Origin of the sequence: Parapedobacter indicus, assembly GCF_900113765.1 — a bacterium.
Taxonomy (GTDB): Bacteria; Bacteroidota; Bacteroidia; order Sphingobacteriales; family Sphingobacteriaceae; genus Parapedobacter; species Parapedobacter indicus.
The window spans coordinates 676,471-697,407 of the sequence record NZ_FOQO01000002.1; the positions used below are offsets into that span (position 1 = coordinate 676,471).

At 51.2% G+C, this 20,937-nt stretch carries 15 protein-coding genes; 1 reads left to right on the forward strand and 14 read right to left on the reverse strand.

What is annotated here, in order from left to right; all coding sequences use genetic code 11:
• The 6 genes from BMZ56_RS06305 to BMZ56_RS06330 all read right to left on the reverse strand — a co-directional run bounded on the left by BMZ56_RS06305 (position 1) and on the right by BMZ56_RS06330 (position 10,606).
• Positions 1 to 2,823: a PVC-type heme-binding CxxCH protein gene (locus BMZ56_RS06305; protein WP_177195055.1), complete on the reverse strand. Its 2,823-nt coding sequence runs from the start codon at positions 2,821 to 2,823 to the stop codon at positions 1 to 3.
• Between the two features lie 101 nt (positions 2,824 to 2,924).
• Entirely contained in the window at positions 2,925 to 4,373 is a 1,449-nt protein-coding gene (locus BMZ56_RS06310) for a neutral/alkaline non-lysosomal ceramidase N-terminal domain-containing protein (protein ID WP_090625609.1), read from the reverse strand.
• A 100-nt stretch (positions 4,374 to 4,473) separates the two neighbouring features.
• Positions 4,474 to 5,958 (reverse strand): neutral/alkaline non-lysosomal ceramidase N-terminal domain-containing protein, encoded by a 1,485-nt coding sequence (locus BMZ56_RS06315; protein ID WP_090625612.1) that lies wholly within the window; start codon positions 5,956 to 5,958, stop codon positions 4,474 to 4,476.
• Between the two features lie 19 nt (positions 5,959 to 5,977).
• The gene (locus BMZ56_RS06320; protein WP_104443694.1) at positions 5,978 to 6,523 is read right to left on the reverse strand and encodes a hypothetical protein; all 546 of its coding nucleotides are present in this window, start codon (positions 6,521 to 6,523) and stop codon (positions 5,978 to 5,980) included.
• A gap of 104 nt (positions 6,524 to 6,627) precedes the next feature.
• Complete coding sequence (locus tag BMZ56_RS06325) at positions 6,628 to 9,018, reverse strand: hypothetical protein (RefSeq protein ID WP_090625619.1); 2,391 nt, start codon at positions 9,016 to 9,018, stop codon at positions 6,628 to 6,630.
• 31 nt (positions 9,019 to 9,049) lie between these two features.
• Complete coding sequence (locus tag BMZ56_RS06330; protein ID WP_090625622.1) at positions 9,050 to 10,606, reverse strand: hypothetical protein; 1,557 nt, start codon at positions 10,604 to 10,606, stop codon at positions 9,050 to 9,052.
• A gap of 256 nt (positions 10,607 to 10,862) precedes the next feature.
• Between BMZ56_RS06330 and BMZ56_RS06335 the strand changes: the two genes are divergently transcribed.
• Complete coding sequence (locus tag BMZ56_RS06335) at positions 10,863 to 11,579, forward strand: GntR family transcriptional regulator (RefSeq protein ID WP_090625625.1); 717 nt, start codon at positions 10,863 to 10,865, stop codon at positions 11,577 to 11,579.
• An 18-nt stretch (positions 11,580 to 11,597) separates the two neighbouring features.
• Here the strand turns inward: BMZ56_RS06335 and BMZ56_RS06340 are convergent, their stop codons facing one another.
• The 8 genes from BMZ56_RS06340 to BMZ56_RS06375 form a co-directional block, all read right to left on the reverse strand.
• Positions 11,598 to 12,623 (reverse strand): NHL repeat-containing protein, encoded by a 1,026-nt coding sequence (locus BMZ56_RS06340; protein ID WP_090625627.1) that lies wholly within the window; start codon positions 12,621 to 12,623, stop codon positions 11,598 to 11,600.
• Between the two features lie 588 nt (positions 12,624 to 13,211).
• Entirely contained in the window at positions 13,212 to 14,516 is a 1,305-nt protein-coding gene (locus BMZ56_RS06345) for an aspartate aminotransferase family protein (protein WP_090625630.1), read from the reverse strand.
• A gap of 25 nt (positions 14,517 to 14,541) precedes the next feature.
• Positions 14,542 to 15,780, reverse strand: a complete 1,239-nt coding sequence (locus BMZ56_RS06350; protein ID WP_090625633.1) for a spinster family MFS transporter — start codon at positions 15,778 to 15,780, stop codon at positions 14,542 to 14,544.
• Positions 15,781 to 15,799: 19 nt separating this feature from the next.
• Positions 15,800 to 16,600 carry an SDR family NAD(P)-dependent oxidoreductase gene (locus BMZ56_RS06355; RefSeq protein ID WP_245893103.1) on the reverse strand — a complete coding sequence of 267 codons (801 nt, stop codon included), beginning with the start codon at positions 16,598 to 16,600 and terminating at the stop codon, positions 15,800 to 15,802.
• Positions 16,601 to 16,615: 15 nt separating this feature from the next.
• Entirely contained in the window at positions 16,616 to 17,530 is a 915-nt protein-coding gene (locus tag BMZ56_RS06360; RefSeq protein WP_090625639.1) for an aldo/keto reductase, read from the reverse strand.
• Positions 17,527 to 18,630, reverse strand: a complete 1,104-nt coding sequence (locus BMZ56_RS06365; protein WP_090625642.1) for a hypothetical protein — start codon at positions 18,628 to 18,630, stop codon at positions 17,527 to 17,529. Before BMZ56_RS06365 ends, BMZ56_RS06360 begins: the two co-directional genes overlap by 4 nt.
• Positions 18,614 to 19,468: an SMP-30/gluconolactonase/LRE family protein gene (locus BMZ56_RS06370; RefSeq protein WP_090625645.1), complete on the reverse strand. Its 855-nt coding sequence runs from the start codon at positions 19,466 to 19,468 to the stop codon at positions 18,614 to 18,616. The genes BMZ56_RS06365 and BMZ56_RS06370 overlap by 17 nt, the downstream gene beginning before the upstream one ends.
• 1 nt (position 19,469) lies before the next feature.
• Positions 19,470 to 20,936, reverse strand: a complete 1,467-nt coding sequence (locus tag BMZ56_RS06375) for a M81 family metallopeptidase (RefSeq protein WP_090625646.1) — start codon at positions 20,934 to 20,936, stop codon at positions 19,470 to 19,472.
• Between the last annotated feature and the right edge of the window lies 1 nt (position 20,937).

Here is a 20,937-nt window from a genome sequence, read left to right on the forward strand (position 1 = left end):
TTACTTTGTATTTCCTTCTTTTAGATAAGCAATTAGATTCGCTAACTCTTCTTTGGTCATGGTTTGTTCCAATCCATCCGGCATCAGCGAAAGCCCGGAGTTGACTAATGATTCAATATTACTCCGCAGGATTGCCTCGTCCGTACCAGCCGCAGTGCGCAACGTTAAGCTATTCTCCGTCTCGGACACTACCCACCCCGAAAAAGCTCCACCGTCTTTCGTACGGACAACGACCGATTGATACGTGGGATATACTTCGTAATTCGGGACCAAAATATGTAGCAATAACGCGTCCGGCGGCTGATTTTTAACGCCCGTTAAATCCGGTCCCACTTGACCACCTTTACCTGCATAGGAATGACAAACTCCGCAATGTGTTTGAAATACCGCTGCACCCGCCTTGGCATCTGCCTTTTGTTCCAAAATACTTCGATACTCCTGGTACACAGCCATCCGATCACCACCCTCTAATTCACCGAATAGTTTTTCAGCCTGTTCACGGATCACCGAATCCTCCGATTTCATCAATCGGACGCGGTCTACTGACGATATTTCCGCCGCTGCTACGGTCCCTTTTTCAATTGCCGAGAAAAGCACAGGTAAGAATTTTTTATTGGAAACTAAAGCCGAAATGACTGCAGGCTTCACGTTGGGAGAATAAGCAGACCACTTGTCTTTTTCTGTAAGCAGCTCAGCCCCCCGGGGGTCCTGCAACCTGGAAATGGCTCCAACAACCTCGCGCTGTACATCCGGTGGATATTGCGCATCCAATAGATTGCGCAATATATCGGAAGATTGTTTATAGTTCGTAAAACCCAATAATGCGATCGCGCGTAACCGCAATCGGTGGCCCGTTTCCGCTTCGACCGCCACTTCTTTAATACCACGGATGAAGCGATCCAAATGGGATGTTCCAGCAGAACCGCCTATTGCGTAAAGCGTACCACCCAATCCTTCTGCTAGACCCAGCATAGCAGAAACCTGCCATTCCTCAATTCGGTCCGTTGATACCAAGCGTTGGAAAAAAGCACGGGTTTCTGACACGGTTCCCCCATGCCCCAACAGACGTCCCAAATCCTGCATGACCGCCGCAAATGCTGCGGTATCTATGGATCGAAGCGCGCCAAAAGTTTCCAAAAAAGTCGAAGTGCGTGCCGCTACCCCACTCAGCACGGCTGCCCTTGTCCATTTATTGGCTCCGTCCTTCGCGGCGATTCGTGCGAGTGCGGTCACCGCATCGGGAGATGTAACCTCTCCCAACGCCAAGGCCGCCAGGTATCGGACGCGGGGAGATTCATCATCCGCAGCCGCCAATAATACCGGTATCAGCTCCGGATGGTGCCCGCTGTCGGAAGCCGACAGCTGAACTACCTGTTCACGTACGGTAGCTACGCTGTCTGCGAACAATTGTTTCCAGGTCTCCGTGTCCAAGCCGTCGAATAAGCGGAGCAGCCAAAACGCACGAGCCCGGCTTTCAGGCAGGGCCCCACGAACCGCTGTATCCTTCAACAACGCTATTGCATCTTTCGGACGCTGTTCCAATAATAATCGGAAAGCGGTTGCCTGCTTCCACCCATCCGGCGAAGACAACGCTCGCACAAGCTGCGAAACACTCGCACCGGATTCCACATTGCCTACGGTGTCCCGGTCGGAAGGCTCGAAATCCTCCTGGATTACTCGATAAATACGCCCATCCGTCTTACCGCTCTCAAAATCAAGCTTATCGCGCATTTCTTCCGGGACATAAGAAGGATGGTCAATCACCTTCCGATGCATATCCGCGATGTAAAGCCCTCCTTCCGGGCCATGTTGAGCAAATACGGGTCGGAACCACTCATCTGTAGATGCCAAGAACTCTTTACCGTGTTCCGCTATTTCCGAACTGAAACTTGGACCGTCCGCATGCAATACTTGCCGCTGCACCAAGTTTTGCGCAGATTCACAGATAAAAATATTGCCTTTATGCGCGGGAGTTAAGCCGTTCCCATAAAACGCCACCAATCCACTGGCCGCAGTGAATGTTCCAGCATGAGAACGTCCGATCAGCTTGGGGATGTAATCCGCCGTCGTCACCGCTTTACTAATCGGATATACCACCGCATCGGCCTCCACGGGCGAAACATTTTCCACTGTTTCATTAAAAAGCAAGTCGGGATTGCGACGAAGATACCAAGGTTCCATCACGATCTGCATCACCGGATGTCGGTTGGATGTACCGAACCGGCGCCCATACGGATCAATGGTAAGTCCAAATTGGCTTTTGCCGCCAGTTACCTGGAATTCCAGCGTTTCGGGATGAAAACGCCCATCGGCGGCCGTATACGTAACCGGTGCACGATCGGGGTGATCGGGTGAAGTAACACTTCCTCCATTTAGTCCTCCCGTGACATAAATCCAGCCATCCGGGCCGAGCGTCGGATGGCTCATCCGGATTTGCGAAGTTTTTGTATCGTTGAATCCGGTCAGTACGATCTTTTTGATGTCGGCCTCTCCGTCGCCATTTGTATCTTTAAAATAATAGATGTGAGGCGCGCAGGTTACAAATACCCCTCCCTTCCAGGGTAGAATTCCATTGGGATAAGTCAATCCGGTCGCAAAATCATAGCGCTTGTCGTAATGTCCGTCCCCATCGGTATCCTCCAGTAGTGCAATGCGCCCCAATGTTGTCGGGTTCCCTCCCTCTGCCGGGTCGGGATATCCCCTGTCTTCCACCACGTATAGCCGCCGGTCCTCATCAAAAGCAAATGCCACCGGATCAATCACCATGGGTTCAGCAGCCACCAATTCAATACGCATGCCTTCTTCCACTTGGAAACTTTCCAAGGCTTGACGTATGCGCTGATTCGTTGAGTTTGTCTGGCAACCGACTATTCCTATTAAGGCGAATAAGAGGATATAAAAATTTCGATTCATTGCGTACGAGTTCAGTTAGTTTTGGTTTTGTGGTTTGCTAGTAGTCTAAAAAGTGTCTGTAAAATTTTGTCAGAAGCTTGCTCCTCCAAGTAACTAGAACGTGCCCGCCATGTTTCGTAGCCGCCCAGCTTGTGTTGCGCCGGCGTGGGTAAATATCCATTGTATCCATTGGCCAATTCGATGGTGAACGTCGGCTTAAATGGGCTTTTCGCTTTCAGTTCCAGGCCGATTTCAACAAAGACCTCAGCCGGGACGGCCGCTATGGCCAGATCCCCGATCCGGAACACTTGCAACAAGATAGCTACTTGGGAAGGATAGTCTTTCATGAACAACGTCTCGCGTGCATAAATCTCTTCCATTGATTTCATGGTCGGACCTGCGGCTTTTGCGACGATCTCCTCCGCGCGCATAACCTCTGCATCGGTTGGCTTCCGCACGCCAAGCGTGATTTCTTCCTGTTCCGCGGCGAGCGAAACCCAGTTCTGGTACGGTACATCCTTCACGGCCTCAAAAGACGCAGCCGCCAGGTTATCGGCAACAGACTTCATTTTTACATAAGGAGAAAACGTCTCCCGCTTCTTGGCCGTCCAGGGAATATTGTTGATGTCGCCACTTGTACCATTGGTCATCATGCCGACAAAAGGAGGATGCTGTGGCGATTGGTCTGCGCCTACCAACTTGCCGATCTGGTCTGCAAACATCCCATAATAATCGGCAGAGATCTCGCCGCTTCCTGTGCCCCCAACGTAATGCAGAGAATAATTGGCCAATAGTGCAATCGGGGTGCCATCCAGTGTTTGCAAGGAGATGACCGGTACTTCCGGGTCGACCGGCCCTGCCGGCTTTAACATGTTCGGATTTCCCACGCCCGGATTCATCTTTACCTGATCCTGACCACCAAACGGGTTTGGCAGTGGCGTACCCGGTTTCATGTGCCAGCGGCGGTTGAATACTTCGCCCGGTTCTTCCCCCACGCCCCAAGCGATTTTTGCCGGCACGCGATTGCGATAGGCCCGGATCAACGCATCCGCGGCCCGGTCGACCAAAAATTCCAGATAAGCTGGATCCGGATCACTTTGAAACAAGCCACATGCCGTTCCAGCGGAGTGCGTATGGGTGGCAGACATCAGCATATGACTGGTCGGGATTCCGGTAAACTCGTGTGCACGCTGCTTGGCTTTATCCAGTACTTCGCGATATACCATACAAAGGTCAAGCACCACGAATGCCAACTGGGTATGACCATCGTCCAACACCAAGGCCCGCGCGTGCGTCTCATCGTGGATATTCTTGACTAATCCATCCTGCATATTGCCATTGATCGACCCGCCAATTTTAGGTGTGATGTTGCTGGTAGCCGCGCCTGCCTGGAAGATCAGCGAATCAGCAACAGCAAAACCCCGGTTGGATGTGGCTATCAGTGCCACGCAAACGAAAAAATAATAACCAAAATTTTTCATCGAATTATTTTCTTTTAAGCGGCCGATGAGAGCTCGATGTAAATAATGATTGCCCTGTGTGGCAATACGATTTACATCTCGGTTTCATCAAATTCATTTTTTATTCAGACTCTCCAAACATATTCAGCAATGTCTCTACAATCTTTCGCGATGCATTTTTCTCGACTTTGTTCGTGGTCAGCCACGTTTCATATCCCCCTACTTCATGTTGTTCGGGCGTTGGCAGATAGCCATAGGAACCATTTGCCAACGAAATCGTGAATGTTTTTTTCATCGGAGACCTTGATTTTATTTCGAGTCCGGTTTCTGCAAAGGTTTCAAACGGAATCGCGGCAATGCCCAGGTCACCGATTTGGAATACCTGTAAAATCACGTCAATCTGATCTGGCCATCCCGCCGCGTGATCGACAACCCTCACCGCATATTCCCGTTCCAATGAATGGTGCAGGGGCTTACTATTTTCGGGTCGAGACAGGATCTGGTTGGCTAACTTGAGCGTCTCTGCATCTGGTTTTCTTACCTGGAGCGGCAAGATGGTCTGTGCGGCCCCAAGTTTCACCCAAGGCACATGATTCACGGATTCGTAAGCCTGAAAAACTTCTTTAGCGACATCATCCGCAACAAAATGCATTTTGGCATAAGGAGGATCTTTGGGCTTCGGCCCCTTTACATTGATGTTATTGATGTCTCCTGAAGTGCCGTTGCTCATGATGCCTACGAATGGCACCTCTTGCCGATCTGCATGGAGCAATTCCTGGATACGATCCGCAAAAACGGCAAAGTAATCCGCGGATATATCGTGTTTCGGCACGCCGCCTACATAATGCAGCGAATAGTTTGCCAACAGCGCAATTGGACGACCATCCACCGCTTGGACGGAAATAAAGGATACTTCGGGATCCGTTGGCCCTGCTGGTTCCACCAGATCAGGGTTTCCGATTCCAGGATTCATCTTCACGGCATCCATCCCGCCAAAGGGGTTGATTACCGGCTTTTTCATTTTCCAGCGGCGGTTAAAAACATGTTCCGGCACGTTCACCGCACCCCAGCCGATCCGGGCGGGCCCCAGATGCTCCAACGCGATGGCCACGCCATCGGCGATCCGATGGGCGACAAACTGCTGATATTCATCCAATGGTTTGCCGAAATTCCATGCTCTTCTTAATGCGCCGTCGCCTTGCGCGCTCGTAGCAGAATGGGTATGCGTAGACGAGGTTAGCACGTGTTCGGGAGGTATACCCGTTCGCTTGTGGATAATCCGTTTTGCCTCATCATACACCTCTCGCGCGATGGATATATTATCCGAAACAACGAAGGCCAGCTTCGTCGTACCGTCATCCAGCACCAGCGCACGCGCATGCAGCTGGTCGTGTACATTTTTCGCCTCCGGCGGAATGCCAAAGTTGCCAACAATGCCCCCACCCAGATAAGGCGTGATGTTACTGATGGATGCTCCGGCTCTGAAAACCAGTTGTTTGGTGGGGTCGGCATTGGATTGCCCCCTTGTTTGTAAGCCGGACAAACAGAGAAAACCCACCAAAATGGAAATTTTCCTTACTTCAATAAATCGGGTTATTGCTTTCATTTTCTTCCTAATAGTTGATTCATTGCCTGATCGTTTTTGTCAAATGCCGGACTACTTTCCGATCGTCGCCTGCTAGTTCATGAAGAAGGCGAACAGCCGTGTCAAGCATTAGTTCTCCTCCTCCCGGTGCCAACCTCGAATTAATCGTTTCATAACTCCCTTGAGCGAATGCTTCCCTGTTTGGGACGTATGCAATATGGCTGTTGGTCAATTCTATGATCAGCGTGGTCGGGAAAGGCGACTTTTCCTTGATCGCCATTCCTAACGCTGCAAAAAGTTCCCCCGGCAACCCGACGATTGCCGCGCTGTCACTGATCTGCATTACCTGCACATGGAGCGGCAATGTCCAAGGTAATGAACCCACGGTGGGCGGAATCGCTTCCCCTGTTTGTCGCATCCGATATAGTGAACGAATTTTGACAGCCCGCCTACGTGGCGTGATGTTGGCTTGCGCAATACCCGCATAGGATTGCGCACAAACAGGTAACGTAGCGCCGCACATCATCGCCAAGAGTAAAGCGGTGAGAGGAGGAGCAGACACAAGACTACCTGGATTTACGCTCATAATTAAAGGTCTTTCTTTGTATATGTTCGTTCCGAACAATATAAAGCAAAGATAAGAATACAACTTGTATATACAAGAGAAAAGATTTCAATTTTGTCCAGCAACTACTTCCGGACGGCAGCGAGTTGCTTATGCAACGTTTCCTCGAGCAGTTCCAGCTTTTGCTGGAGCGAATAAGGTGTATAGACATAGTCCTGTTCAAACTGAAAACCCAGCCGGGAATCCCTGGTTGCTGCCAGCAACGACAAACGGGTGCGTGCGATCTCTTCCTTTAGCAATGACTCCATGCGTTCCAATATTGCCGACGATCGAACCGGATCGTTCGACGAAGCCCATTTCAGCCGCAAATTTTCAAATTCCAATACGGCTGCATTGCTTTGCATCATTCTGTTCAGCTGTTCAGCAATGAGTACCTCCCGGACCGCTCTTTTCCGCTTACGCTCCGGGCTATTTAAAGCGGCTTCTCGATACAACTTAAGTCCCTGTTCCATGGTATGGGAAGCCCGTTTTAAATAATCCAAAAAAACGGGAAGAATTAACTTTCCTTCGGGGACGACGATACCCGTTGCCCGTTGTGCATAGCGCTCCGCCTGATTCGTTCGATTAGTGAAATCGGGGTAAAAAACCATCCGGGAAACGGTAAAAGGCCAGTAAGGATTGAGGTTACTCCCGAGATACCCCATCCATTGGGATTGGTCCGTCCACGAATAATTGAACGTTGCAGTGCGGGCCGGAGGCTCCTGAAAGAACAAGGGATTCGCGACTGCATGATTCGTACCCATATTGGGTCCCGTATCGGGAACCAGTCGGATTGCCTCATCAAAATAATGCCATGCCTGAAGCACGCGTTCTTCTTGGTCGTCGCCAAAAATAAACGATGCGTAGTTTGCTAGCAGTTCTTCAAAAGGAGGTGCATCACTCCAGCAAGACCATGCACGCAATGCTACGATAAAATTTGCACTGTATCCGCTGCTCCAGCTTTCCAGCGTACCGCTAATCTTGTATTTTTCCAGTGCATCGTAGCGGGTTTTCCACTGACCCGGGAACGGCAGGTAAGGTTGCGTTCCAAACTGCCAACTCGCGAAGGTATCCACTTTGGCATAAGCTTTCATCCCGCGTGCCGCTACCTCTTCCAACTGACCACGGGTCACTTCTGCGGGACCGATTTGGGAAAGGGAATAATCGCGGAGATATCCTTTCATTCCGTCCAGCTCAAAACTCTTTCCATTCTCCCAGGTGAGCATAGGAATGGCAGCAGCAGGTAGTTGCTGGACAAAATATCGCTTTAATTTTTCATTTTGCGGCCGGAAATCAATATTATACTCCCAAGCCAGTACTTCGGTTGCTGGATTTACCCGATGACATTCCTCGGTTACAATGCCGATAGCTCGGCTCCAGTTCCGTGCCCAATCTTTAACTTCGTCTTCCGGCGCTCCGTGCAATCCACCCCACTTTCCATACCAAAATCCTTCCGTAAGCAACACATAGCCTCCCATATCCGGAAACTCCCGGATGATGTCTTTTACGAGCGTGCGCAATCCGGCTTCGCTGTCCGGCGTACCCGTATATTGGTAAATAATGGGTGTAAATACTTGGATACCGTACCGGGACGCCCGCCGGATCAGATCATGTATGCTGGACGGATCCTGCTTACGCACCCGTTTTAGCAGGCGTGCATAAAAATCGGTTGAGTTTTCAGCCGTGTTACGGTCGCCGTTCGGATTAGCATAGACAGAAGTAAACAGACCATCGAATCCATCGTGCGCCAACCGGGAAAGTTGCTGATCGGGCCACTCCATCCACCCCAGCCATGAGAGGGCCATGCGACGTTGATACAAGCTGTTTCGAACGGCGTGTAACCCTTGGGGCAAAAACGGTGCCTCGCGCAGATTCATTCGGGCTTCCAGGTTAAAAAGGCCCTGCCGAACGCCGGATAAATCGTATCCACACACAACAATTCGTTCAGAATCCGCTAACAGTTCGTAGCTTTTTGGCGTATCCAGCGAACTGCCCAAGCCTGGGAAATGCTCCCTTACCCCCAGCAAAATACTACGTGTTAGCTTTTTCCAGTCTACCAGCGAATCACGGCTTTCGACGGTTATCCGGACGCCCATGGATCCTTCGAGATAGTCTTGAAAATCTTTTGCAAGATCCAAGAAAGCTTCCTCACTACCATCCACAATGATCAACTTCCATCCATCCGTCGGAAGCGCCATTTCTCCGGGACGCGGCTGTATTTCCGGATTGCGGTTATTTTCATGGATGAGCGCATTTCTTACACGTTCATGATAACCAAATAGTTTATCTGGTGGTAGCACTCGTTCAATTTCCTGAGCGAACTGCTCAGCAGAAATCGATGGAGGATCCGCGTCCGGCGCTGCTGGTGTAACAGATGGCAAAACCGGGAAAGACGGAAATGTCGCTGCTACCGCCGTGCCGATTACTCCTTTTCCAGTATCGCCAAGGAAACGACGCCGATTATATTTCTTCGTCATGACTGTCTCATTCTTTCAAACGACTCCGGACTTATTCCAGTTCCGGTGGAACATTCCCATACGCCCATGGAGCAACGAATGGCGGGGGTGGGGGTGGCACAGGCGTTTTACCCGGTGTCATCTGATTGGCCAACTCAATGCCCGTATCGGCAAACTGACGGCCCGCAGAGACTTCCAAATTAGAGTAAGAGGTTAGGCGGGTTTCATACCCGCCGCCGTTAGGCCCCAATGCTTCCTCGGTTGGCACATATCCAACAATACCATTGGCTAATTCGACGACGAACGTAAATGGAAAATGGCTCCCTTTTTTGATATCGAGTCCGTATTGGACAAAGTATTCTGCGGGATTGGATACAAAAGCAACTGGCCCTACTTGAATCGTTTGTACCTCCACTTCAACTTCGGGACGCTGTTTGATCAACGCATCGAGCATGACCGTTTCTTTCGCAAATGTCCATTCAACAGGGCCAACCTTTTGCGGATCCTGTTTTACCAATTCGAGCGCCCGCTTAACTTTTTCGGGGGCCGGTATCCTTCGTTTTACTTTCCACACTTTTTGCCTTGAGTCCAACGGAATATCGCTCCCTGCACCCCGGCGAACAAGCAATAGCGTTTTATACGCCTCCGCACCCACACGCCCCCCAACAAGCTCCCACCATTCCTCTGGATCGGGATTTGCATATTTTGCCAGATTATCTACCTGTGTGATATCACCGCATGCGCCTTGCAGAAAAACTACCGGCAATGCCGCATTGCCTGTGGCACCGCGTAGCGTCCGCTCCATAGATCCCACCCAATTGGCAGATATCCCACCCGGGTTCGTCGTATTGTGACAAGCAAAGTTTACCATTACGCCCAGCAGATTGTCATCCATGTCCCACACCCCGATCGTACCAACATCCGGATCGATAGGGCCGGCATAGTCGATAATATCCGGATTTCCGACACCGGGATGCGAGTAGGTTAACCCATTCTTCATACGAAGGCGACGATTAAAGGATACTTTATCCTCGTGGCCGACACCAACCGCGAGCTTTGCATCTTGCCGATTCGCATCAGCGTCAACAACTGCTTCAACGATTTGATGTACCAGGTGCTGAATAAAACCCGGATCAGAAATAATGGATTTGTTGGTAACTAAATCTTTTACCAACGGGGATGCGTTGTCATAATCCCCCGGTTCTGACATCGCAATCGGTCCTGACGAATGAGAATGCGATGCGCCGATCATGATGTCTTCAGGTTGAATCCCGCAGCGTTCCTGAATCTCCGCCCGCGCCATCAACACAACTTTCCGGGTAATAAATAATAAATCCACACCAACAAATGCTACCCGCTTTTTGCCATCATCAAAAACGGCAACCCGAACCTTACACGGATCATGAAATTTCCGATGGTAACTTTTACCATAATTCCCCGGTTGCTCCATACCGATATCCGGTGTAATGTCTTTCTGCGAGAAACCCGCTTTGAAAACCGGAGCGGCGGTCGGCAGTCCCGAAGCGGCAGCAGCTATGATGGTCAGACAGATTGTTAAAAAAGGTATTAAGGCATATTTTCCCTTTTTACAAGATGCATTTCTCCACATAATAATCAGATTTGTTTCCAGATTAATCTTTCCCTATCAGTTAGTTAGTAACAAACTAAGACAAAAAATCTTGTATATACAAGAACACAAATAATTTTATTTTTAAACAAATGGAAAACAAATGAATAATTGAATTTATTTGTCTATACAAGAACCAGAACAAAAACCAATTGTATCCGATTCGATTTACGAACAGCATACCGTACTTGTGTACACAACCAAAAAATTTGATTAGCTTTGCCCAAATTGTTATTACATGGTGAGGACACCGACAACTCCTATATACCGAGTGCTTTTTAACAATCTGAAGGGCCAGATTGATGATGGACATTATAAAAAGGGGGATTTACTTCCGTCGGAAAATGATTTATGCAAATTATACAGTACCACCAGACCCACCGTCAGACAAGCATTGAGTGAGTTAGCCCGTTTGGGATATATCGTCAGGCATCATGGAAAAGGAAGTATTGTTTCGGAGCCAAAAAACGGACTCGGCATTCTTTCCATTAAAGGTTCCACGGCTGGCGTGGGTAAAAAGAATCTACAAACGAAAGTGTTGGCAAAAACGGCAAAAACAAACTGGCCTATCGATTTTCCTTACGAACTTACCGAAGCACAACGTCATGCAGGCTGCCTATACTTATCTCGCTTACGTTTTGTAAATGGCTTGCCCACATTGTACGAAGAAACGTATATTACGGATATCGACCTGCCTCGCTTTACGATGCATAACCTCGAAAAAAACTCATTGTTTGAAACCTTGAACAAGTATCACAAGGTTGAGATTAAAGAAGGCGAACAAAAGATATGGGCGGTAGCGGCTGACAAAGCTGTATCCGACCTGCTTTCTGTCAAACCAGGCAAGCCCATACTACACATGAAGCGCAGTATGCACACCAACAAATCGAACCTGATCATCTATTCGTTCCTTTACTGCAATACAGAGGAATACTTTATTCAGGATTATTTTTGAGGCACTGCCCATCACATATCAAACCCGCTCAAACTTGTAGGGGTACACGTTACCGGATGCCCATTGTGCCACATAGATGTTTTCATCCCGATCGACGCATACATCATGGGGATGTATGAATAAGGGTGTCTGCTGTGACATCGGCTGGAGTTTTCCATCTTTGTACACAGGCTCGGAACCGCCAATGTTCGAGATAACACGATTTTCTTTATCTAAAATTGTAACAAAGCCAGATTTAGCGTGATTCATGTCGGGCGACCGTAACACTGCGGCATACAACAAATCTCCATGAATTACCGGCCGACATACGCAAGCACCGGGCACTTCAATGATTTCCAATAGATCTCCTGCCATCGTAAATCGCTTGAAACAGCACCGGGTCCGATCGGTCACCAATAATGTCGCATCGCCTTTCCGCTTGTCGACGCAGATACCGTGGGCATTATCCAGAAACTTATCTCCCTCGCCCCGACCGCCAAACCAACCCTTTAATTTTCCATCAGCGCCGTAATGGAGAATATACTGTTGTCCATATCCGTCTGCGACATAGATATCACCATTCGGCGCTACGGTCGTTTCAGTAGGCACATAAGCTTCTTTCTTTTCGTATAGTTCAGCTGCTTCAGGGAATTCCAACGTCATCAATAGCTCGCCATCCAATGTTGTTTTATACACTTCATGCCTTGCCGTATCCGTAATGAGCAGAAATTCGTCCTTACCTTCTCCAGCTAGGGTTAAGCCATGTGCACCGGGGTATTCCTTGCCCCAGCTGTTTATCAATTTTCCCCCAGTATTGTATATCAATACATTATTTCGGGTCTCATTGGTAAGCAACAGAATACGACCTTTTCTATCTTGCACCATTTCATGGCAATCCTTGACCGGGAATTGGGAGGCGTTTAATTCGCCCCAACCTTTTACCTGACGATATACTCGCCCATTGTGTCCATAAAAGGGAACTTCCTTTTTGTCGGAAAATACAGGTTTTACTGCCATTGCTGAAATACTGATAGCCGTCTGGCCGATAAATGTTCTTCTGTTCATTTGCTCATCCTATAGGTTACAATTGCTTTTTATCCGAAAGAACCGCTCACACTGCGAATTGTTAGCGCAAACTTAGATAAACCTATTTAGCTATGCAAGTTTTGGTAGCAAATACATGCGCCGGGGGCTACGCTGTTCAACCGGTCACTAATCGGTCCTTGTTTTGATTTCACGGTCGCCGCAAAGCGAGGGAGACGGATCCGAAAGAAATGGATGCTACGGATAACTTTGGATACGCAACGCAGCGGTAACGCTCCGCGTCACTAGGCTTCTTTTGCGCATCCAATATTATCCGGGGTACTCGCCACATCTGGTGTTTTACGTCTGCTGCAGAGCAAGCCTTGAAGACGCAAGCGCAGCGCAGTGGATTCCAGCTTGTGAGCAGCAGGCTAAAACACCTACCGTGCACAAATGCCAAGCGCATGCACCTGCTAGAAACGACCTGTCTTTCGGTTACCGATCCCGTACCTACTCTGTACCTATTCCGTACCTTGTATTCTGTACCTTGGCGCTCAATAACCGATAGGCAAAGGGTAAGAAAAGCCTAGGCAATGGGTATGTTTGCGAGAACAATCCAGTAAATGTAACCTACGTGATTGGCAACTCCTTCAATACGTCGGCAGCCGTTTGGATGGCCTTATCGACATCTTTTTCTGTATGTGCCGCACTGACATACCACAGGCCCCTGCCGATTACCCTGATACCCCGGTCGTGTAATCCAGCGATAAATCGCGAAAGTTTAGCTTTATCATTCCCCAGGGTATCCCGATAATCATTACATTGCCTTTTTTTGCCGAAATAGGTCACGAACATCGGGCCTAATCCCTGTGTTACGAGATCTTGTTTCGTATCGACTGCCGCTTCCCGTAACCCGTCCATTAATCTTCTGCCCAAGCGATACATGCGTTCATAAGGATTTTCCTGCTCCAAGACCTCAATAGTCGCCAGTGCCGCAGCTACCGTCGGATTGCCCGAATTCATCGTCCCGGCATGGATTACCTTTCCTTCGGCGATCAGCTCCATCCATTCGCGTTTGCCCACAATGGCGCTGATGGGATAGCCACTGCCCATGGCTTTTGCAAAAATAGACAGATCCGGCGTCACGCCGAAGTACTGCTGAGCACCGCCCAGACCTACGCGGAACCCGGTGATTACCTCGTCTAAAATCAACGCGATTCCAAACCGATCGCAAAGAGCCCGTAATCCCTCCAAAAACCCCTCGTTCGGCAGTATGCATCCGTTGTTACACATGATAGGCTCGGTAATAATCGCGGCGATTTCTTCGTGATAGCGCTTAACCGTCTGCTCCACCAGTGCTAAATCATTCCACGGTAGGACGATAAAATCTTCCCGGGAAGATTCCGGTAAACCCGCCGTCCACGGAAACACATTCGGTTGCTCCCTGCTCCCTAATGCTTCGATCCCGGGTGTGGAGATTCCGTAAGCCACGTTATCCAACCAGCCATGGTAATGTCCTTCGAAACGCAAAAATTTCTGCCTGCCGGTCTTTGCCCGGGCTACCCGAAAGGCTGTCTGCACTGCCTCGGAGCCGTCCAGGCAGAAACGCATTAATTCGGCCGAGGGAATCAGTTTGTTCAGTTTCTCGGCCAACTCGATTTCCCGGATGTGCTGTCCGGCATAGAGCTGCCCTTCCCGCGAATATTCCTCCACCTTACGCAGGACCTCCGGATGGGAATGTCCCAGTATCAAGGGACCCTGACTGAGCGTAAAATCCAGGTATTCGTTGCCGTCTACATCGTAGATACGGCTTCCGCTCCCGTGGGTGTAGAACAATGCGTGCGGATGGTTGTATTTCCTGAATTCGGAAGATACACCCGACGCCAAAACTTTTTCTGCCCGATTGAGCAGCTCCTTCGATTTCTCGTACATCATTGGAAAATATTAGTTAAATCAAAACCTACTGTTCAATCAGTTCTTTTTTTGGACGGATCAAGAAAAGGGAAATCGCCGCCAAAACGATAAACAATGCGGCAAATTGATAGATCGTACTCAACCCGATGTGCGTATCCCGTAAAAATCCGCCGTAATAAAGTGCAACCCCACCTACCAACGTACCGCAGCAATTGAGAATACCGTAGCCGGTAGCCCGGTACCGATGATCGATAATCATGCTGAGTATCGGCATCGTATTCGCGTCGCTGAACGATTTGGTCACGGTATAGGTTATGAAGCAGAAAACGGCTATCGGCAACATCGTTGTATAGCTTGCCAAAAAAATAGCAGGCGCTGCAATGCAAAGCCCGATTGCAGGCACCCATATCCGGCCTCTTGGATCACGCCGTCCCCATCGATCGGCCAAGAAGCCGCCTAATAACACACCGGCAATGGCAGACGTAAAGACGTAAGCCGTTGAATACACACCCGCCATGGTCTGCGAAAGCCCGAACTGCTCTTTGAAATAAGTCGGCAACCACCCCACGACCAACCAGGTCAGAATGCTAACCAATGCAAAAAACACAACCAAAAGAATAAACGATCGCTGCCTGAATAGGTACACCAACCCCTTTCCAAATCCAATCTTATTCCCCTCATTGGTATCTGGTGTCTTTTCCCGGGGAGCTTCTTTCAATAAAAAGATAAGCAAAAGGGAATAGACAACACCGAAAATACCAAACAGCAGAAATGCGGTATTCCATGTATGCTTTTCGGCGATCCAACCGCCCAGAAACCCTAAGCTTTGTCCGGACATGATGCCGGCCATATGGATTCCGGTGGCGAGCGACCGCGTAGGGCCCCGATGGTAGTCCATGATCAATGCCAACGCAGCCGGTATGTAACAGGCCTCGCTGATCCCCATCAGTGCCCGCGTCAGCAGTAGCTGCTCGAACGTCGTGGCATAGGCCGTGAGCCAGGTCACCGCCGACCAGACGAACAGGCTACCCAGCACCACCCGGCTCTTTCCCAATCGGTCAGCCATGAAGCCGGCCAGCGGACTCAGGAAACCGTATATCCACAGGAAAACCGCGGTTAGCAATCCAAATTGCGCATCCGTCATGGGTATCGCGTCGACGATTGATCCCCGCATGGTCGTAATCATCGTCCGGTCGATGTAGTTCAATAACGCAATGACAAACAGCAATCCAACGGTCAGCCACGCCTTCGGTGCCGGTTTATCGGTATGGTATCTCTTCTGCATAATCTAATTTTTTAAACGCTTACCAACTTGTCCATCCCCCATCCACCAGCAAATTATGTCCGGTTACGTAAGCTGAGGCATCCGATGCAAGAAAAACGATCGGCCCCTTAATGTCGTCCTCGTTCGCGAACCTTCCCAGCGGTGTCAGGCGCTTGTAGTTGGCCACAAATTCGTTGTCTCCGTATTGTTCTTCCACGCCCGGCCCATATCCACCGGGACTTATGCAATTGGCACGGATCCCGTACCGCCCGTAGTAATTGGCGAGCCATTTGGTAAAGCCAACCATCGCGGATTTATCGTACGTATAGTTTACCGGGCTGGTCATGCCCGTATCGCCGTAGACCGGAAAATTAGGTCCGACCACCCCTTGTATGGATCCGATATTGATGATTACCCCCATTCGGTTGGCAACCATGTGCTGCACGGCATATTTCGTAATCAACATCAACCCGGTTGAGTTGATCCGTTGCGAGGCCTCCCATTCCGACTTCTCCATTTGGTCGAGCGTTTTGAAGCCCTCGCGTGAGACCGCATTGTTCACCAGCACGTCCAGTCGGCCAAACCGTTCGATTACCTCCTTTATAAACCGCGCAATAGACGTTTCCTCCCCCAGATCCAGTTGCATGCCTACCGCCTGGTATCCGTTGGCAACCAGTTCCGTTGCAGCCGCCTGGCATTGCTCTGCATTGCGCGACGCGATTACCACGCATGCCCCCGCCTCGGCCAGCGCCAATGCGATGGGTTTACCGTATAATCCCGCGCCGCCGGTTACCACGCATAGGCGGTCCGTTAATTCAAAACTGTTTCGAACATTCATCATCAAACGAGTTAAAATTTACCACATCCCCGGGGTAATCACCTTCAGGGGAAGTTGTTGAAATGCATCTGCAATCTCTTCACGTATGTCCAACGGGAGCGCGGGAGCTTGCTGCAATGCCGCATTTTCTTTCACCTGATCCGGATTTTCCGCACCGAACACCACGCTGGTTACACCTGTCAAATCCCTTACATACGAAAATGCCAGCTGCGCAACATCCATCTGTGCTTTTTGAGCGAGCCGCCGCAACCGCTGTAAAAAGGGTAGGGCATCCCGGAGGTGCGACGGAATTTTGCCCTCGTCCAAAAAGAACAGTCCCTGCAAAAAGACACTGCGGGCAAACACCAAACTTCCCCGCTCCCTCATCCGTGCCAATCCGCCATTGCGGACCACCCGCTGGTCAAAAATATTGATCGGCACCTGTACCGCCTGCAACGAACGTTCCTCCACGACGGCCATTGCCTCGTCCGGATAATACAGCGATATCCCGCCCTTGCGGATCAACCCCTCTTCCTGCAGCTCGTTTACAACCATCGGCAGAAACCGCAGCAGCTGATCAATAGGTTCATCCTTACCCTTGTGGTAAAGCAAGATAGGCAGCACCGGGATGCCCAATGCTTTCAGGCTCTGCCGTACGCTATCCTTCGCCTCTTGGCGGGCTTTCTGCAAATCGGTCACCGCCTCAGCGCTCCATTTAAATTTACTGACGACCAGCAAATCTGCCGCCTCCCGGCTATTGGCGGCCAGGAAGCCTCCGATCACCTCTTCCGAATTGCCATAGTACCGGGAAGTATCCCAGGTCGTGATTCCCGATTGCAACGCCTCTTTCAGTATCGCCTCGCCCACCGTCCGATCCGGTTTACCACCGTCATTGGCAATACCGTAGTTTAACCCTAACTGAACCGTTCCCAGTGTAAGTGGTGATACCTTCATGGCTTTCGTTGTCCTTTCTCCGCCGTCACTCCCGTTATCCGGTTCGTGCGGATACCCGGTTTAACTTCACCGCTGATGTAATAAGTCCGGCCATTCCAGTCGACCGTCGGAAGCGTCACCCTGCCGGGCTCCCGCTCCGCCTCCTCCTGATACCCCCAACGATCCGCTGCCGGATCATACCAGAGCAATTCCCCGCCGATACCGGGATGCGTCTGCGGAAGGGCATGCAGGGCCGTCAACCGGTCTACCCCGCCCCAGAAAAGAAATGCCCGGCCGGCCACCAGTGGCGCCGGGTTTGCGCCCGCCGACATGCCCACCGGCAGATCACTCAGCCGCTGCCACTCGCCGCTCCAGCGGTTACCGGTCTTTGCAGGCGCAAAACAAAATGCATCCTGGAAAATATGCCGTTGATCCAGTCCGGCGGCGTTCCGTTTCTTGTTCTCGCCGCTAAAGAGGTAAAATTTACCACCGAAGCTTCCCGTTACCGGCAAAATCCGTCCTTCGCCCGGCCATTCCGGCAACGCAAACCAGCCGTTATCCAGCGCATCCAGGTCCAGACCATAACAACAAAGGAGCGGCACCCCATCCGGCTTTTCCATTCCGCCCACAACAATCAGCAGTGACCCCACCCGTGTTCCAGCCATATTCGCCAGTGGATGGGGAAGCCGCGGTCCTGCTTCCATTTTCAGCGCCCCATTTTCCCAGCGAAATAGCCACGTTCCGTCACTGTGTTCGGTAGCGGTGCTTCCGCCCACCAGCACCATACGATCTCGGTACGATGCCGACACCCCGTAGGCTAGCCCGCCGGGCAATACGTTACCTAACTGCTGCCATTGGTTGGCCCCGGCTTCCAGCATGAATATATCGTTGTGCCACTTCTTCCGCCCCCCTTCCCACGGGTAGCCATCCGGAAAATTGGCCCCTCCCATGCAGAAGAGACGCCCGTGGCTTACCCCGGCAAACATGCCCGCACGTCCCGCGGTATCAGGCAACGGTGGCAATTCTGACCACACAATGGACTCTTGTGCCTTTATCTCATACGTTATCATCGTCGTTACGATCAATCCGATCATCGATATCAATTTATTCGTCGTGTTCATTTGTAGTCAGCGTTAGTTTCACAACCCTTCCCGGACCCGGTTCGGCATCACCACCGGTCACGATGAGGCTGTCCGGCTCCAGTAAGCAAACGTTGCTGGTCAACGGAATACCTGTCGGAATGGATGCAAGTAACCTCCCTTGCTTGTCCACCACCTGAAGGGCGCCCATCCCGTAGTGAGCTACCCAAACGTTGCCCGCGCTGTCAATGGCCAAGCCATCCGGCAGATTTGCCTGCGGATGCCCGGAAGCATGGTATGGCAACTCACAGAACACGTCCCAATCTGCCGCACCATCCGGCCCGTCCAACTGGATCCGGACCAACCGGTTGGCATAACTCTCTGCCACGAAAAGATGCCGTTCATCGGCAGAAAGTACAAGACCATTCGGATAGTCCAATCCTTCTGCTACGACACGTTCCGTACCCGTGTTCGACCGGTAAAACACATAGCCCCGATGGCGCACCGAATCCGTAAAATAAAAACCGCCCCCGCTGTCCGTAATCACGTCGTTCGGTGTGGTCACCGGTCTGCCGGCGCAATGTCCGTCGACTACATTCCCCGTAAAATTCCCCTTGGCATCGTAGCGCCTCAATTGCCGGGTTTTGCTGTCGCATACCAGCCAATTGCCCATCGAATCCCGGGCTTGCCCATTGGGCCATCCCCCTTCCACACAGCGCGATGCGCCGCTTTCTCGGCGCCAATACCAAAGGGTTCCACCCATCAGGTCCGTAAAATAAATGCCGCCCTGGTCGTCACAGACCGGTCCTTCGGTGTAAAATGCACCTTCAAACAGGACCTCCCGACGAACGGATATCTGCTGCGTAAAATCGATTGCCATGCTAGATCGGTTCAAAGGGGAAAAGCGGTTTCCGCCTGAATTGATAAGTCAGTTTGCTCACGTCCGCCCGGCTTGGACCGGGCGTATCCACTTGCAGGACGGTCTGGCAAACCGGCCCGTACGCCGCAAGCGGCGCGTTGACCCCTTTGGCCACCAACACGTCGAACGCTTCCGGGTCGAGGCCAAAAGCCGTCAGCTGCCGGAGGCTGAAGGGCGGTATGCGCAGCGTACTCACCATGAGGGTACCTCCGCCCTCCGTATTTACGATCAAGGTCTCGCCCATGTCAAACCGGACCTGTCCGCCATGCCTCGGGGTCGGTTCCGTAAAATTTCCCGCCACCCGGTTTTTCAGCACCACTCGCTGCTTCCATGGCCCCTGCCCTTCATCGTCAAAGCCAGAAAGGCAAAGATCGAATGCAGTTCCAACCGGCACGCCAGCTGCCTGCCTCACCGCCTCAGCATCGGGTTGATAGCTAAAATACCGAAGTCCACGCGTTTCCAATGCCTTCACGAGGGCCAGTCCATTGCCCGGCGTACCGCCACCAATGTTGTCGCCCATATCCAGTAATAAAACCGGTTTCTGCAAGTCGGACAGTTTGGCCATGGTTTCCACGACACCGATCTTATCGCCCACAAAATCAGCCCTTCTTTCGAGGATATACGCCTCCATCTGTTGCGCAATACGGTCCGCCAGCACGGCATCGCCCTCGGTTATCACGATGATTGAACTGCCCATCTCCGGCACATCAGCATAGGGAAATCCCAGCGCCACGCTCACAGAGCACACTCCCTGCTCCTTCTCGAGCTGCCGGGCGTACGCATAGATCCCCTTGCAGGGTTGCACATCCGTGCCTTGCTGTTCGATACTGATCGCCAGCGGCAGTTGCACCAGTTTCTGACAAGGCCTCATTTTATCCCGCAGGCAACGGATCATCAGTTCCCCTGCCTCTTTTCCCCGCTCGCGCTGGTCGAGATGCGGGTTCCTTTTATAAATAACCAATCCATCGGTCGCGTTGACCATCCGCTCGCTCACATTGGCGTGAAGGTCCAACGTGCCTACCACCGGCACCCCGGGTCCGACGATCCTCCGCACCGCTTCCAGCCAATGCCCATCCATGTCGCGTTCCGGTTCGCTAACCCCCGCTCCATGCGGCACCACCAGGCAACCGTCTATCGGCATCGAACGTTGCAACCCTTCCCGTATTCCGTCCAGTAGCGCCCGATACGTCTCCCCGCGTACCACACCCCCCGGCGTTGCCTCGGCAAATACAACGGGAATCACCTCGATCCCTTCCCGATCCATGACCTCCAGCATCCCCCCGATTTCATGATGGGCATGCTCGTATTCCTTCCGGATGTCGGCGCCCCACAGCCAATGGCTATTGCGGAAATCAGCCGCATCAGTCAGGTCGCCGATAAACGTATTCGACTCGTGATAAATCCCCACTAAGGCTACCCGGAACCCCATG

What these genes read in the sequence shown, in the direction of transcription:
- BMZ56_RS06310 (WP_090625609.1), bottom strand. Translation starts at nt 4,373, where the DNA reads ATGAAAAATTTTGGTTATTATTTTTTCGTTTGCGTGGCACTGATAGCC.
- BMZ56_RS06315 (WP_090625612.1), bottom strand. Translation starts at nt 5,958, where the DNA reads ATGAAAGCAATAACCCGATTTATTGAAGTAAGGAAAATTTCCATTTTG.
- BMZ56_RS06320 (WP_104443694.1), bottom strand. Translation starts at nt 6,523, where the DNA reads ATGAGCGTAAATCCAGGTAGTCTTGTGTCTGCTCCTCCTCTCACCGCT.
- BMZ56_RS06325 (WP_090625619.1), bottom strand. Translation starts at nt 9,018, where the DNA reads ATGACGAAGAAATATAATCGGCGTCGTTTCCTTGGCGATACTGGAAAA.
- BMZ56_RS06330 (WP_090625622.1), bottom strand. Translation starts at nt 10,606, where the DNA reads ATGTGGAGAAATGCATCTTGTAAAAAGGGAAAATATGCCTTAATACCT.
- BMZ56_RS06335 (WP_090625625.1), top strand. Translation starts at nt 10,863, where the DNA reads ATGGTGAGGACACCGACAACTCCTATATACCGAGTGCTTTTTAACAAT.
- BMZ56_RS06340 (WP_090625627.1), bottom strand. Translation starts at nt 12,623, where the DNA reads ATGAACAGAAGAACATTTATCGGCCAGACGGCTATCAGTATTTCAGCA.
- BMZ56_RS06345 (WP_090625630.1), bottom strand. Translation starts at nt 14,516, where the DNA reads ATGATGTACGAGAAATCGAAGGAGCTGCTCAATCGGGCAGAAAAAGTT.
- BMZ56_RS06350 (WP_090625633.1), bottom strand. Translation starts at nt 15,780, where the DNA reads ATGCAGAAGAGATACCATACCGATAAACCGGCACCGAAGGCGTGGCTG.
- BMZ56_RS06355 (WP_245893103.1), bottom strand. Translation starts at nt 16,600, where the DNA reads ATGATGAATGTTCGAAACAGTTTTGAATTAACGGACCGCCTATGCGTG.
- BMZ56_RS06360 (WP_090625639.1), bottom strand. Translation starts at nt 17,530, where the DNA reads ATGAAGGTATCACCACTTACACTGGGAACGGTTCAGTTAGGGTTAAAC.
- BMZ56_RS06365 (WP_090625642.1), bottom strand. Translation starts at nt 18,630, where the DNA reads ATGAACACGACGAATAAATTGATATCGATGATCGGATTGATCGTAACG.
- BMZ56_RS06370 (WP_090625645.1), bottom strand. Translation starts at nt 19,468, where the DNA reads ATGGCAATCGATTTTACGCAGCAGATATCCGTTCGTCGGGAGGTCCTG.
- BMZ56_RS06375 (WP_090625646.1), bottom strand. Translation starts at nt 20,936, where the DNA reads ATGGGGTTCCGGGTAGCCTTAGTGGGGATTTATCACGAGTCGAATACG.